Below are 13168 nucleotides of genomic sequence, written 5' to 3' on the forward strand. Positions count from 1 at the left end.
GCTGGGACCGATCTCGCACCCGCAATAGCGCCGACGGACCGTTTCGCGCAAAGGCTGGCTGTTCCGGGGCGTGCCGCCCGCCCCTCCCCCGATGGCCGAGGAGGGCCGCCCCGGTGCAGGGTCAGGCCCGGGGGCGGTCCTCCGCGGCCTCTTCCGACCACCGGGCGTACCAGGCCTTGAACAGGCGCAGCTGCGTCTCCGCGTAGTGGCGCTGGCCGGCGCTCAGCGCGTCGGTGGCGTTGAAGTGGAGGGCGTATTCCGGGTTTCCTTCCAGCACCATCAGGTGCTTGTAGTACAGGACGAGGTCCGGCCCCTCGTCGAAGCTCGACAGGATCGCCAGTGCGGCGTCGAGCTCCTCCGCCCGGCGGCGGGCCTGGACGTCGCCCGCGGCGGCCTTCTCGCACAGGGCGACGAGGTGGAGGACCTCCCGCGGCAGGACGTTGCCGATGCCCGTGATGGCGCCCCGGGCGCCGCAATTGACGTAGCCGTGCACCACCTGCGTATCCACCCCGACCATCAGGGTGATGTCGGGCGACTGGCCGGTGATGTGCTCGGCCGCGTAGGTGAGCGAGGCCGCGCCGCCGAACTCCTTGAAGCCGACGAGGTGCGGATACCGGGTGCGCAGGCGGAAGAACAGGTCCGCCCGGGTCTCGAACCCGTAATAGGGGCTGTTGTAGATCACCGACGGCAGGTCGACCGCCGCCTCGAGGATGCCGGAGAAATGGGCTTCCTGCGCCGCGGCCGCGCTCCCCCGCGACAGGACCCGCGGGATGATCATCAGGCCCTGGGCGCCGGCCGCCTTGGCGTGGGCGGCGAGCGCCGCCGCCCGCTTCGGGTTCTGGGCCCCGGTCCCGACGATGACCGGGACGCCGGCCGCCAGCAGCCGCTCGACGCCCGCCATCCGCTCCTCGTCGGTGAGCAGCGGCCAGTCACCCATCGAGCCGCAATAGACCACCGCCGACATCCCCGCGGCGACGAGGTCCTTCCCCTTCCGCGCCAGGGCGTCGAGATCGGGTGTCCGGTCCGGCCGGCAGGGGGTCATCAGGGCCGGGATCGTGCCGGAGAAGATGTGTCGGTCGAAGGCCATCGCCGGCTCGTCTGCTGGGAGGAGAATCGCCCCGGCCGGCCTGTCGGGCCTCGCGGGTTGGCGCCCCTCTTCATGGCAGCGACGCGCGATTCTGGCAAGAATTTTATACAATCTCGCGCTTGGTGGGGGTCGCCGAGGCGTCGCCCAGGAAGGCCATCAGCGCGGACGCGACGTGGTCGATATGGTCGGTCAGGAGGGCGCAGGCCGCCGAGACGTGGCCGTTGCGGCAGAGCCGGACGATCTCGCGGTGCTCGCGGTCGGCCCGTTCCAGCTCGGCATTGTCCGTCGAGAGCTGCAGGCGCGTGTAGCGGTCGCACTCGGCCAGGAGGGAGCCGACGAGAGCGAGGGCGCGGGGCCGCTCGGCCCGGCTGTAGAGGAGGAGGTGCAGCTCCGTGTTGAGGGCGCCCCAGAGCGCCGTCGCGCCGTCGCGCAACGCCGCGGCGTAATCCTCCAGCAGGGCGTCGGCCCGGGCGTAATCGTCGGCGGTCAGGTTGGGCGCCGACAGGGACAGGAGGCGGGGCTCGAGGGCGCCCCGGAGTTCCAGGGCCTCGGCCGCGTCCGCCGGCGAGAGCGGCGCCACCATGGCGCCGCGATGGGGCAGGATCCGCACGAGGCCCTCGGCCTCGAGCTGGAACAGGGCTTCCCGCACCGGGATCCGGCTGGCCCCGAACTCCGCCGCGAGCCCGTCCTGGCGGAGCTGCGAGCCGGCCGGATAGCGCCCGTCGAGGATGCGTCGCCGGATCTCGGTCCCGATCGAACCCGCGATGGTCCGGTTCTTCATCGTCTCGCTCCCGGTCGCCCCCGGGAGCTCCGCAGGACCCTTGACGGCGGAGCTCCGGTGTTGAAATTGTATAAAATCAATCGGGCAACGGGCTCGATCAGGACAAGGGTGCCCGCGATGAAGCTCTCCCGTCGCCAGCTTCTGGCCGGAACCGCAGGCGCGGCCGCCGGCCTCGGCCTCCCGCACCTGGTCCGGGCCCAGCCCGGCGGCGGCAGCGTGCTGCGCTTCATCCCGTCGACGCCCCTGCCGTCCCTCGATCCGATCGTCGCCACGAGCTACGTCATCCGCAACCACGGCTATCTCGTCTACGACACGCTGTTCGCCACCGACGAGAATTTCCGGATCCAGCCGCAGATGGTCCGCGAGTGGCAGACCGCGCCCGACGGCCTGCGCTGGACCTTCCATCTCCGCGACGGTCTCACCTTCCATGACGGCTCCCCCGTCGAGGCCAAGGACTGCATCGCGTCCATCGCGCGCTGGTCCAAGCGCGACGCCTTCGGTCAGACCCTGGCGGGATTCGTGGCGGAATACGGCCAGGAGGACGCCCGGACCTTCACGATCAGCCTGAAGCAGCCCTTCCCCCTGCTCCCGGCGGCGTTGGGCAAGCTGTCCTCCAACGTGCCCTTCATCATGCCGGAGCGCATCGCCCTTCAGGACGCGTCCAAGCCGATCGCCGTCGCCATGGGGTCCGGGCCCTGGCGGTTCGAGGCGCGGGAATGGATTCCCGGCCAGAACGCGATCTACACCCGCCACGCCGGCTACCGGCCCCGCGAGGAGGCGCCCTCCTGGGCGGCCGGCGGCAAGGTCGCCAAGGTCGACCGGATCGAGTGGCTGGCCATCACCGAGGCCTCGGCGGCGGTGGGCGCGATGATCCAGGGGGCGGTGGACTGGTACGAGCAGCCGGCGATCGACCTGATCCCCGTCCTGAAGGGCAAGCCCGGGATCGAGATCCGCAACGTCCCGCTCGGGCTGATCCTGCTGATGCGGTTCAACCACACGCAGCCGCCGTTCAACAATCCCGAGATCCGCCGGGCCGTGATGATGGCCATGCAGCAGGACGACTACATGCAGGCGGTGGTCGGCAGCCCCGAATACTACCGGGAGGCCAAGACCTTCTTCACGCCGGGCTCGCCGATGTCGACCGGTGCCGGCGGGGCCGCCGCCATGCAGGGGGACCTCGCCAAGGCCAAGGCGATGCTGGCCAAGGCCGGCTACAAGGGCGAGCGCGTGGTGCTGCTGGCCCCGGCCGACCAGCCGATCGCCTACAACCAGTCGCTCGTGACCCAGGATCTGCTCAAGCAGCTCGGGATGACTGTCGATCTGGTCTCCACCGACTGGGGCAGCTTCATCGCCCGCCGCGGCAACCGCGGGCCGGTCGATGCCGGCGGCTGGTCGCTGTTCCACACGCTCTGGTCGGGGGCCGACGTCCTGAACCCGGCGCTCCACCCGCTGATCCGGGCCAACGGTCAGGCCGCGTGGTTCGGCTGGCCGGACGACCCGACGCTCGAGACCCTGCGCAGCGAGTGGATCGCCACGAGCGACGAGGCGCAGCAGAAGGCGCTGGCCGCCCGCATCGAGGAGCGCGCCTTCGCGGTCGTGCCCTACGCCCCTGCGGGCCTCGTGCAGCAGCCGATGGCCGTGAGTTCGAAGCTCAAGGGCATGGTGATGGCGCCCGTGCAGTTCTTCTGGAACATCGAGAAGACCGCCTGAGCCTGGAGGGTCGGAGCGCCCGCGGCGGTCCTAGCCCGCCCCTTTCTCGGACACACCGGCCTGCGCGAAGGTCGCCATGCCGGTGTGGCAGGCGAGCGCGCCCTTCAGCAGGCCCATCGCCATGCCGGCGCCCGAGGCCTCGCCGAGGCGCATGCCGAGCGCCAACAGCGGCACCAGACCGAGCCGCTCCAGCACCTCGGCGTGGACGCCCTCCGCCGAGACGTGGCCGGCGAGGCAATGGTCGAGGGCGCTCGGGTCGGCGGCGTGGAGCACGGCCGCCGCGGCGGTGGCCACGTAGCCGTCGATCACCACCGGGATGCGCTGGAGCCTGGCGGCCAGGATCGCCCCCGCCATGGCGGCGATCTCCCGGCCGCCGAGGCGCGCCAGGACCTGGAGCGGGTCGTCGAGATGGCCGGCATGGTGGGCGAGCGCCGCCTCCACGGCCGCGACCTTCCGGGACAGGCCGTCCCGGTCGACGCCGGTGCCGCGCCCGACCCAGTGGGCGGGATCGCCGCCGAACAGGGCGGCGTAGAGGGCGGCCGCCACGGTGGTGTTGCCGATGCCCATCTCGCCGATGCCGAGGCAGTCGGTACCGGCGGCCACCGCCTCCATGCCGAACGCCATGGTGGCCACCGTGGCGCGCTCGTCGAGGGCCGGCGCTTCCGTGATGTCGCCGGTGGGCATGTCGAGGGCGAGGTCGAACACCTTGAAGCCGAGGCCGTAGGCCGCGCAGATCTGGTTGATCGCCCCGCCCCCGGCGGCGAAATTGTCGAGCATCTGCCGGTTGACCGCGTCCGGGAAGGCCGAGACGCCGCGGCGGGTGACCCCGTGGCTGCCGGCGAAGACGCAGACCAGCGGCCGGTCGAAGCTCGGGGGCGCCTTACCCTGCCATGCCGCCAGCCACGTCACGAGGCTCTCCAGCCGCCCCAGCGAGCCCGCGGGCTTCGTCAGGGTCGCGTCCCGGGCGGCGACCGCGGCCTTCGCCTCCGCGTCGGGGCCCGGCATCGCCTTCAGCAGGTTGCGGATGTCGTCGAAGGGACCGGGTTCGGGAGCGGTCATCGGGTCGGTCATGGCGGCGATGATTTCCTGTGGGCGCCCCCGGACGGGGAGACTATAATGGACCGGCGCGCGGTGGCGGGCGGATGCGAGAGACCGCGATGAACAGGCAGACCGGCGGGGAGGCCGACTGGCCCGGGCGCGGCGCCCTCTACGACCTCGCCGGGTGCCTGCGCTTCTACTCCCGCCTGCCGGTGCCGCAACTGCCCGGCGAGCCGGACCCGCATCGCAGCCCCGACTTCACCACCCTGCCCCGGATGCTGCCGCTGGCCGGCCTGATCCTGGCCCTGCCCGCGGCCCTGGTCCTGGCCGGCGGCTGGTGGATCGGGCTCGGGCCGTTCCTGGCCGCGACGCTCGCCATCGCCGTACTGGTGGTGGCCACGGGCGCCCTGCACGAGGACGGGCTCGCCGACGTCGCCGACGGGTTCGGCGGCGGCACCACCCGGGAGCGCCGCCTGGAGATCATGCGCGACAGCCGGATCGGCGCCTACGGGGGCGCGGCCCTGGTCCTGGCCCTGGCCCTGCGGATCGGCGCCCTGGCCACGCTCCTCGACCGGACCGGGTACGCCGCCGTCACCGGCCTGATCCTGGCCGCCGCCCTGTCGCGGGTCGCCGCCCTCGCCCCGATGGTGCTGCTGGAGCCGGCCCGGCCCGGCGGGCTCGCCGCCGCGGTGGGCCGCCCGGACCGGGCGAGCCTCGCCACCGCCCTCGGCCTCGGTGCGGTGCTGGCCCTCGGCGCCGTGCCGCTCGGCCTGCCGTTCGGCGGGGTCGTGTCGATGATCCTGTGCGCCGGCCTCGCGGCTTTGGCCCTGACCCGGCTCGCCCGCGCCAGGATCGGGGGGCAGACCGGGGACGTGATCGGCGCCTGCCAGCAGGTCGCGGAGATCGCCGCGCTGCTGGCCCTGGTGGCGGCTTGGGCGGAGTGAGGAAGCCAACGCGTCTTGACCCGGCCACGATCCCCCGCCCAAGGTTTCCCGATGCCGCCCGCGCCAAAACCCTCCTCGCCCTGCACCAAGGTCTGCGTGCTCGACGCCCCGACCGGATTGTGCTGCGGCTGCGGGCGGACCCGCGACGAGATCGCCGCCTGGGGGGCGCTGTCGGAGATGCAGCGCCGCACCGTCATGGCGGGGCTCGAAGCCCGGATGCGGGCCGCCGGCCTCACGCCTCTGGAAGCGCCGCTGCCGTCATGATCTATCTCGGCCTCGCCGCCCTCGCCCTGGTGGCCGTCGCCCTGGTCCTCAGCGACGGCAGCGACAGCGTCGGCGGCGTGATCGGGCCCGATCAGCTCGCCAACCTCGCCTGGACCGGCACGATCCTGCTCCTGGTGGTGGCCGGATTCTGGCGGCAATTCACGGCGCGGCTCGGCGCGAACCTGCAGGCGCTCCTGGCCTGGGGGCTGATCGGCCTCGCCCTCGTGATCGGCTACAGCTACCGCGACCGGATCCAGGATGTCGGCGCCCGGGTGCTCGGCGATCTCCGGCCGGGGAGTGCGACCCCGGGCGCCGACGGGGCCGTCACCGTCACCCGGCGGGCGGACGGCGATTTCCGCGTCGATGCCGAGGTGAACGGCCGGGTGCAGCCCTTCCTGTTCGACACCGGGGCGAGCAGCGTCGTGCTCACCGCCGAGAACGCCGCCGCCCTCGGCCTCACCCCCGCGCCCGCCGATTTCACCGCCCGCGTCTCCACCGCCAACGGCATCACCTACGCGGCGCCGACCCAGCTCGACTCGCTCAGCGTCGGCACGATCACCGAGCGGCGGGTCAACGCCATGGTGGCCAAGCCCGGCGCGCTCTCCGCGAACCTCCTCGGCCAGACCTTCCTGTCGCGGCTGTCCGGCTACGAGGTGCGGGGCGACCGCCTGATCCTGCGGCGTCCCTAACCGGGCCGCCGCTCAGGCCGCGCGGGCTTCTTCGGGCGCCGCGCGGGAGACCAGCGCCACCGCCTCCCGCAGGGTCGCGAGGTCCGCCTCCGGGCGCATGCCGTGGGTCGAGAGATGGCGTCGGTAGGCCCGCGCCCCCGGCCGGCCGTTGAACAGACCGAGCATGTGCCGCGTCACCGCGTGCAGCCGCTCGCCTCGGGCCAGGGTCGCTGCGATATAGGGCTCGAATGTCGCGATCGCCGCGAAAGCGTCGGGGGCCGGTGCCGGCACGCCGAACAGGTCGGGATCGACACCGAGCAGCAGCGCCGGCTCGGTATAGGCGGCGCGGCCGACCATCACGCCGTCGACCTCGGCGAGCCGCGCCCGCGCGGCGTCCAGGTCGCGCAGGCCGCCATTGACCGCGATCGGCAGGCCGGGCAGCCGCTGCTTCAGCCGGGCCGCGCGTCCGTAATCGAGAGGCGGCACGTCCCGGTTCTCCTTGGGCGAGAGCCCCTGGAGCCAAGCCTTGCGCGCATGGACGATCAGCCCGTCGACGCCCGCCGCCATCACGGCGTCGGCCAGGGTGTCGAGCGCGGCCTCGGGATCCTGGTCGTCGACGCCGATCCGGCACTTCACCGTGACCGGCACGGAGACCGCCGCCTTCAGGGCGGCGACGCAGTCGCCCACAAGGGCCGGCTCGCGCATCAGGCAGGCGCCGAAGCGGCCCTCCTGCACCCGGTCCGAGGGGCAGCCGACATTGAGATTGACCTCGTCGTAGCCGAAATCCGCGGCGATCCGCGCGGCCTGCGCCAAGTCCGCCGGATCCGAGCCGCCGAGCTGGACCGCCACCGGGTGCTCGACATCCGCGAAGCCGAGCAGGCGCTCCCGCGGCCCGTGCAGCACTGCGCCGGTGGTCACCATCTCGGTGTAGAGCCGGGCGCGCGCCGAGAGGGACCGGTGGAAGGCCCGGCAATGCCGGTCCGTCCAGTCCATCATCGGGGCGACGGAAAACCGCCATCCCGCCAGTGCGCCGCGTTCGTCAGCCGCCGTCACGTTCCCTGATCCGTGCTGTGACCCGTATCCCGCCCGCCATGCGTCCCGCCGGAGGCCGCGCGTCCGGGGTCCGGCCGATGGCGCGGGAGGGCGCCGGATACCACGGGAGGCCGCCCGGCGAAACGCCGTGCGGTGCCGGTCAGTCCGTCGCCGGCGTCGCGGCTGGCCTTTGGCTCGGTGAGGCGCGGGCTCGGTCAGGCGCGTGGTCCGGCCGGCCAGTAAATCCCTCGGCGATCGCACCATGTCGGTGAAAACCGGGCTGCAGCATGGCTCCCATGTGCGGCCGGCATGGAATCATTCCAATGTAAAGAAGATGATGGGCCGGTGCGGTGCCGTGGAGCATTTGATTCTGTCTCGCGCAGGTGCGTATTTTACCAATTTATATTGGGAATTAACAGAAATGACTATCGGGAAAAAGGTCTTCTATATTATAGGCGGGATAATGTTGGCATTCATATCGATCGTGGGTGTGCAGGTCTCCTCCATCGGCGGAGTGATGATGGACGGCCGCAAGGCCGCCATCCGCGCCCAGGTCGAGTCGGCCCACAGCATCGTGGCGACGTTTGCCAAGCAGGCGGAGGCCGGCGCGATGACGGCCGACGAGGCGCGGCGGCGCGCTGCCGACGCGCTGCGGGCGATGCGCTACAACGGTGGCGACTACGTCTTCGTCTATAGCTCGACCCCGGGCGATATCGGCCGCAACGTCGTGCATCCCGATCCCAAGATCGAGGGCACGCGGTCCCGCGACGACGCGGCGATGAAGAAGACCTTCGTCTGGACGATGATCCGGCACGCTCAGGAGGGCGGCGGCTTCACCGAGTACCGTTGGGCCCGCCTCGGTGAGACCGAGCCCGCGCCGAAGGTCGCCTACTCGCTCGCCTACGAGCCCTGGCAATGGGTCATCAACTCCGCCCTGTACGTGGACGACATCCACGCCTTGGACCGGGCACGGATCGTCACCACCCTGCTCTGGCTGGTCCCGCTCGCCATCGGGGTCGGGGTGGTCGGGTTTCTGCTGGCACGCAGCATCACGCGCCCCCTGAGCGCGTTCACGGCCGCCCTGCGGCGGCTCGCAGGCGGCGAGATGGATGTCGCCATCCCGGGGCGCGGCCGGCGCGATGAGATCGGCCAGATGGCCGAGGCCGCCGGCGTGTTCCGGGACAGCATGATCCAGGCCCAGACTCTATCGGCCGAGCAGCGGGCCGAGCAGGAGCGGCGGCAGGAGCGCGCCCACTGGGTGGAGGCGGTGACCCGCAGCTTCGATGCCGAGGCGAGCCAGTTGCTGGCGCGGGTCGACACCGCGGCGGCCGGGATGCGGGAAGCCTGCCGGGCGATGTCGGAGATCGCCGCGGAGGCGGCGCAGCAGGCCGGCTCGGCGGCCGGGTCTGCGCAGCAGGCGGCGGCCAACGTGCAGACGGTGGCGGCCGCCACCGAGGAGCTGTCCGCCTCGATCGGGGAGATCAGCGGCCAGGTCGCCAAGTCGGCCGAGATCGCCGGTCAGGCGGTGACGGAGGCGGAGCGGACCGACCGGCAGATCCGCGGGCTCGCCGGGGCCGCGGAGAAGATCGGGGAGGTCGTGCGGATCATCTCGGCGATCGCCGAGCAGACGAACCTCCTGGCGCTCAACGCGACCATCGAGGCGGCGCGGGCCGGCGAGTCGGGGCGGGGTTTCGCGGTGGTCGCCGCCGAGGTGAAGGGGCTGGCCGGACAGACCGCGAAGGCCACCGAGGAGATCACCGCGCAGATCGCCGCGATCCAGGGCGAGACCATGGAGGCCGTCAACGCGGTGCACGCCATCGGCGGCACGGTCGACACGATGAACGCCATCGCCAGCGCGATCGCGGCGGCGGTCGAGCAGCAGCGGGTCGCCACGGGGCACATCTCGCAGAACATCGACCAGGCTGCCCAGGGCACCGATTCGGTGAGCCAGAACGTGGTCTCGGCCTCATCGGCCGCGGAGGCGACGCAGCGCGTGGCCGGGGAGGTCGGCGCGGCGGCCGGCGACGTCTGCCGCAGCGCCGAGGCCCTGCGGTCCGAGGTCATGCGCTTCCTCGCCGAGATGCGGGCCGCCTGAGTGCGCGGTCGCGTCGGATGGGCACCACCGTGGCGGATGCCCGTCCGACGCGGCGCGTCAGAGTACCGGCATGGCTCCCGCCACCGTGACGAGCGCACCCGACGTGTAGCTGCTCTCCTCCGAGGCCAGCATCACGTAGGCCGAGGCGAGTTCGGCCGGTTGTCCGGGGCGGCCGAACGGCACTTGGCTGCCGAAGGATTTCACCGAATCCTGGCTCATCCCGGAGGGAATGAACGGCGTCCAGATCGGCCCGGGCAGCACGCCGTTCACGCGCACGCCCTTTTCCGCGAGCAGCTGGGCGAGGCTCAGCACCATGTTGCTCAGCGCACCCTTGGTGGCGCTGTAGGCGAGGAGCGACGGCATCGGATGCTTGGAATTCACTGAGGAGGTGAAGATCACCGAGGCGCCGGGCTTCAGATGGGCGAGGGCCGCCTTGGTCACGTAGAACGCCCCGAACACGTTGGTGCGGAAATGATCCTCGAACACGGCATCGTCGATTCCGGCGAGGTCCGCGTTCGGCTGCTGGAACGCGCCGTTGTTGACCAGCACGTCGAGGCGCCCGAACGTCTCCACCGTGCGGGCGACGATCTGGCGCCCGTAGGCGGCGTCCTTGAGGTCGCCCGGCAGGAGCAGCGCGCGCCGTCCCGCCTTCTCGATCCACTGGGCGACCGCCTCCGCGTCGGCCTGCTCGTCCGGCAGGTAGGAGATGGCGACGTCCGCACCCTCCCGGGCGAAGGCGATGGCGACCGCGCGGCCGATGCCGGAATCGCCGCCGGTGATCAGCGCCGCCTGGCCGGTCAGCTTGCCCGAGCCCTTGTAGCTCGTCTCGCCATGGTCGGGTTCCGGCTCCATGCGCCCGGTCTTGCCGGGGAAGCTCTGGGGCTGCGCCGCGAAGGGCGGGCGGGGATACTTGTGCAGCGGATTCGTGGTCACGCGTCGTCTCCGGTGGGGGTGCCGGTCCAACCGCACGGCCTCCCGGGTGTTCCGGCGCCGCGGCGCCGCGCCCCCGTCCGGCACCGTCCGGCCCCGCCCGCCGGGACAACACGAGTCCGTCTGCCCGCGATGGGCCGACACAGCTCAGCAACAGGCGTTCGTCAATCTCGCTGCGAGGAGGTCCCGCCATGATCGAGGTTCAGCCGGAGGATCGGGTCGCCCGCATGATCGATCGCGTCCTGCTCTACGCAGCGATGCTCTCGCTCACCTTCGGCTTGGCCACGGGCCTGTGGGGCCTGCTGCAGTGAGCCCGCCCCGGGACGGGGACCCGGGACAGGGATCCAAGGGGCGGATCACGGTCCGGCCCGGCCGCACATCCCTGCGGCGGTCCGGACGCGACTACACCGCCGTGGCGCTGATCGGGGCGGGGCTGACGGTGCTCGTGCTCGCGCTGCTGCTGGTCGGGATCCCGTGAGCGGACGCCGGCGATGCTGCTGAACCGCGCCGTCGTCGCGGCGCTGATCGTCGCGGTCGCGGCCTTCCTGCTATACCTCGCGGCGCTCGCCCGCGCGGCGCTGTCGCCCAACGAGCCCTACGCGGCCAGCATCGGCCTCACCCTCGACCAGTGCGTGGCCGCCCAGGACGGCCTGTCCGCCGAGGCGGCGCGCCTGTACTGCCGCAGGCCCGTGCCGAAACGCCTGTGACCGGCAGGAATCCCGGCCTCCCGGAGGCCCGCGTGAGTTTTCCTGACACGCTGCGTGACGACTTGGCGATTGTTCGCCCGGCGCCCGAAACCTAGACTTCGGGGCGCCGACCGGATCTGTCGCCGAGCCGGATCGCAGGAAATCGCACGGAAGGCCCAGCACCATGGCGGACGATGCGACGATCCGGTCCGGCCGCTGCCATTGCGGGGCCGTTCGCTTCGAGGCGGCCCTCGATGACGATCTCGCGTCGATCCGCCGGTGCACCTGCTCCTACTGCCGCATGCGCGGCGCCGTCGTCGCCATGGCGCGGCCGGGCGGGGTGAGGATCCTGCAGGGTGCGGAGGCGCTAACGACCTACCGGTTCCATACCGGGGCGGCGCAGCATTTCTTCTGTTCCCGCTGCGGCGTCTACACGCATCATCAGCGGCGGTCGGACCCGAACGTCCACGCGGTCAACGTGGCCTGCCTGGACGGGGTCAGCCCCTTCGACTTTCCGGAGGTCCCGGTGATGGACGGCGTCAATCACACGAACGACACCGGCCAGCCCACGCGGCGCGCCGGCACGCTGCGCTTCGTCCCGGCGGAGTGACGGCGGCGGGCCGTCCGCGTTCCGGCGCCGGCGCAGGATGCCTGACCGGTCCTGCCTGACCGGCCCGGCCCCCGAGCGCCGCTCCGAGCCGGGCCAGGCCAGGCTCAAACGCTAGTGATCGTGGCCGCAGCCGCAGCCAGGACCATGCACGTGGCCGTGATCGTGGGCATGATCATGGCCGTGCTTCTGGTGCCCGTGCTCGTGATCGTGGCTGTGATCGTGGCTGTGGCCATGGTCGTGCGCGTGATCGTGATCATGCCCGTGACCGTGATCGTGATGATCATGGTCGTGATGAGCGTGGGCATGATGATCGTGCCCGTGATCGTGCCCGCAGGTGCTGTGATCGTGGGCGGCGTGCTCGGGCCGGAAGGCGCGGGAGACCGGGGTCGCGACGCAGCCCTGCCCGCGGACCAGCTCGGCCGCGGCGGGTGTCGCCGGAACGTAGAGCACGTCCGCGCCGATCTCGGCATCCACGTGGCTGCCGCCGAGCTGCCAGGCCAGGCGCAGCAGGCGGGCCGGATTCTCGGCGCGCACCTCCAGGAGATCCTCGGCGGCCGCCCGCACCGCGACGAGCCGGCCGTCGTCGAGGCGCAGGGCGTCGCCGTCCTCGAGCGCCGCCACCTTGGTGAGTGCGACGTCGAAGCCGAGACCGCCCTCGGCGACCAGGGGTCCCGTGACGGCATCCCGGGCCGCGCGGTCGAGGGTCACCGTGTCGGCGACGCGGTCGGCGCGCACCGCGGCCCGGCGGACGATCGTGGTGGCTGTCGGCATGGGACCCTCGGACATGGTGCCGGACTGATGCCGGACGTGGTGCCGGATAGGGGGCTACGGCATCCCGGCCGGAGCACCGCCTCGGAACCGTGGCATAGGGCGAGACGGGAACCCGACGCAACTCGTCTCGCGGCCGATGGAACCTTAGCCGTATGGCCGGCATTCCTTTCCTGCTAAGCTCGACGCGATCCGCAACGATCACGGCCACCGGCCGGACCGGATTCACAAAGGGAGTTCTGGGGACCATGAAGAAGCTGACGGCAGCCGCCCTCGCCACCATCGCCGCCCTCTCGCTCGCCGGCTGCAACACCCCGGAAGACCGGGCTCTGGGCGGTGCGGGCCTCGGCGCCCTGACCGGTGCGGCGATCGGTGCGGCGGCCACCGGCCGCGCGGGCGGTGCCCTGGCGGGTGCCGCGATCGGCGGCGCCGGCGGCGCCATCGTGGGCGCCTCGACCGCGCCGCGCTGCCCCTACGGCACCTATCGCGACGCCTACGGCAACGTCTACTGCCGCTAAGCGAGACTGAGCTGGGCGGGCCGGGCGCGTCCCGGCC

At 72.1% G+C, this 13168-nt stretch carries 15 protein-coding genes; 9 read left to right on the forward strand and 6 right to left on the reverse strand.

The genetic code is table 11. The features are described from left to right. Positions 1–121 precede the first annotated feature (121 nt). On the reverse strand, positions 122–1087 hold the full coding sequence (locus BM396_RS19595; RefSeq protein WP_043355863.1) for a dihydrodipicolinate synthase family protein: 966 nt from the start codon (positions 1085–1087) through the stop codon (positions 122–124). Between the two features lie 103 nt (positions 1088–1190). Continuing rightward, complete coding sequence (locus BM396_RS19600; protein ID WP_043381987.1) at positions 1191–1868, reverse strand: GntR family transcriptional regulator; 678 nt, start codon at positions 1866–1868, stop codon at positions 1191–1193. A gap of 117 nt (positions 1869–1985) precedes the next feature. On the opposite strand from BM396_RS19600, the gene BM396_RS19605 reads away from it, so the two are divergent. Next, on the forward strand, positions 1986–3578 hold the full coding sequence (locus BM396_RS19605) for an ABC transporter substrate-binding protein (RefSeq protein WP_043381983.1): 1593 nt from the start codon (positions 1986–1988) through the stop codon (positions 3576–3578). Between the two features lie 30 nt (positions 3579–3608). Here the strand turns inward: BM396_RS19605 and cobT are convergent, their stop codons facing one another. Further along, positions 3609–4649, reverse strand: a complete 1041-nt coding sequence (cobT, locus tag BM396_RS19610; RefSeq protein ID WP_170861808.1) for a nicotinate-nucleotide--dimethylbenzimidazole phosphoribosyltransferase — start codon at positions 4647–4649, stop codon at positions 3609–3611. 86 nt (positions 4650–4735) lie between these two features. Between cobT and cobS the strand changes: the two genes are divergently transcribed. Genes cobS through BM396_RS19625 form a run of 3 tightly spaced genes read left to right on the forward strand, consistent with a single transcriptional unit; the run spans position 4736 to position 6513 of the window. Next, positions 4736–5560 carry an adenosylcobinamide-GDP ribazoletransferase gene (gene cobS / locus BM396_RS19615; protein ID WP_043355872.1) on the forward strand — a complete coding sequence of 275 codons (825 nt, stop codon included), beginning with the start codon at positions 4736–4738 and terminating at the stop codon, positions 5558–5560. A gap of 51 nt (positions 5561–5611) precedes the next feature. Next, entirely contained in the window at positions 5612–5824 is a 213-nt protein-coding gene (locus BM396_RS19620; protein WP_043381978.1) for a DUF1289 domain-containing protein, read from the forward strand. Then, a complete protein-coding gene (locus tag BM396_RS19625; RefSeq protein WP_043381975.1) occupies positions 5821–6513 on the forward strand; it encodes a retropepsin-like aspartic protease family protein in 693 nt (230 codons plus the stop codon). The genes BM396_RS19620 and BM396_RS19625 overlap by 4 nt, the downstream gene beginning before the upstream one ends. Positions 6514–6525: 12 nt before the next feature. Here the strand turns inward: BM396_RS19625 and dusA are convergent, their stop codons facing one another. Further along, positions 6526–7545 (reverse strand): tRNA dihydrouridine(20/20a) synthase DusA, encoded by a 1020-nt coding sequence (dusA, locus tag BM396_RS19630; RefSeq protein WP_081948644.1) that lies wholly within the window; start codon positions 7543–7545, stop codon positions 6526–6528. A gap of 442 nt (positions 7546–7987) precedes the next feature. Here dusA and BM396_RS19635 point away from each other — a divergent pair, with 442 nt between their 5' ends. Then, complete coding sequence (locus BM396_RS19635; protein ID WP_199807246.1) at positions 7988–9619, forward strand: methyl-accepting chemotaxis protein; 1632 nt, start codon at positions 7988–7990, stop codon at positions 9617–9619. A 57-nt stretch (positions 9620–9676) separates the two neighbouring features. On the opposite strand, the gene BM396_RS19640 is transcribed toward BM396_RS19635, so the two are convergent. Beyond that, a complete protein-coding gene (locus tag BM396_RS19640) occupies positions 9677–10552 on the reverse strand; it encodes an SDR family oxidoreductase (RefSeq protein WP_043381967.1) in 876 nt (291 codons plus the stop codon). Positions 10553–10856: 304 nt separating this feature from the next. Here BM396_RS19640 and BM396_RS32860 point away from each other — a divergent pair, with 304 nt between their 5' ends. From BM396_RS32860 to BM396_RS19650, 3 genes are all read left to right on the forward strand, one after another. Next, positions 10857–11027, forward strand: coding sequence for a hypothetical protein (locus tag BM396_RS32860; RefSeq protein ID WP_158498450.1), 171 nt, complete (start codon positions 10857–10859; stop codon positions 11025–11027). Between the two features lie 13 nt (positions 11028–11040). After that, complete coding sequence (locus tag BM396_RS19645) at positions 11041–11256, forward strand: hypothetical protein (protein ID WP_043381965.1); 216 nt, start codon at positions 11041–11043, stop codon at positions 11254–11256. A 163-nt stretch (positions 11257–11419) separates the two neighbouring features. Continuing rightward, entirely contained in the window at positions 11420–11845 is a 426-nt protein-coding gene (locus BM396_RS19650) for a GFA family protein (RefSeq protein WP_043381962.1), read from the forward strand. 111 nt (positions 11846–11956) lie between these two features. Here BM396_RS19650 and BM396_RS19655 read toward each other — a convergent pair whose 3' ends face one another. After that, positions 11957–12616, reverse strand: a complete 660-nt coding sequence (locus tag BM396_RS19655; RefSeq protein WP_043381960.1) for an urease accessory protein UreE — start codon at positions 12614–12616, stop codon at positions 11957–11959. Between the two features lie 245 nt (positions 12617–12861). Between BM396_RS19655 and BM396_RS19660 the strand changes: the two genes are divergently transcribed. Then, complete coding sequence (locus BM396_RS19660) at positions 12862–13131, forward strand: hypothetical protein (RefSeq protein ID WP_043347377.1); 270 nt, start codon at positions 12862–12864, stop codon at positions 13129–13131. Positions 13132–13168: the final 37 nt, after the last annotated feature.

Origin of the sequence: Methylobacterium sp. UNCCL125 (genome assembly GCF_900116795.1) — a bacterium.
Classification (GTDB): domain Bacteria; phylum Pseudomonadota; class Alphaproteobacteria; order Rhizobiales; family Beijerinckiaceae; genus Methylobacterium; species Methylobacterium fujisawaense.

Bases quoted from the DNA above. Each gene is read 5' to 3' on its own strand.
- BM396_RS19595 (WP_043355863.1), bottom strand. From the start codon at position 1,087: ATGGCCTTCGACCGACACATCTTCTCCGGCACGATCCCGGCCCTGATG.
- BM396_RS19600 (WP_043381987.1), bottom strand. From the start codon at position 1,868: ATGAAGAACCGGACCATCGCGGGTTCGATCGGGACCGAGATCCGGCGA.
- BM396_RS19605 (WP_043381983.1), top strand. From the start codon at position 1,986: ATGAAGCTCTCCCGTCGCCAGCTTCTGGCCGGAACCGCAGGCGCGGCC.
- cobT (WP_170861808.1), bottom strand. From the start codon at position 4,649: ATGACCGACCCGATGACCGCTCCCGAACCCGGTCCCTTCGACGACATC.
- cobS (WP_043355872.1), top strand. From the start codon at position 4,736: ATGAACAGGCAGACCGGCGGGGAGGCCGACTGGCCCGGGCGCGGCGCC.
- BM396_RS19620 (WP_043381978.1), top strand. From the start codon at position 5,612: ATGCCGCCCGCGCCAAAACCCTCCTCGCCCTGCACCAAGGTCTGCGTG.
- BM396_RS19625 (WP_043381975.1), top strand. From the start codon at position 5,821: ATGATCTATCTCGGCCTCGCCGCCCTCGCCCTGGTGGCCGTCGCCCTG.
- BM396_RS19635 (WP_199807246.1), top strand. From the start codon at position 7,988: ATGTTGGCATTCATATCGATCGTGGGTGTGCAGGTCTCCTCCATCGGC.
- BM396_RS19645 (WP_043381965.1), top strand. From the start codon at position 11,041: ATGCTGCTGAACCGCGCCGTCGTCGCGGCGCTGATCGTCGCGGTCGCG.
- BM396_RS19650 (WP_043381962.1), top strand. From the start codon at position 11,420: ATGGCGGACGATGCGACGATCCGGTCCGGCCGCTGCCATTGCGGGGCC.
- BM396_RS19655 (WP_043381960.1), bottom strand. From the start codon at position 12,616: ATGCCGACAGCCACCACGATCGTCCGCCGGGCCGCGGTGCGCGCCGAC.
- BM396_RS19660 (WP_043347377.1), top strand. From the start codon at position 12,862: ATGAAGAAGCTGACGGCAGCCGCCCTCGCCACCATCGCCGCCCTCTCG.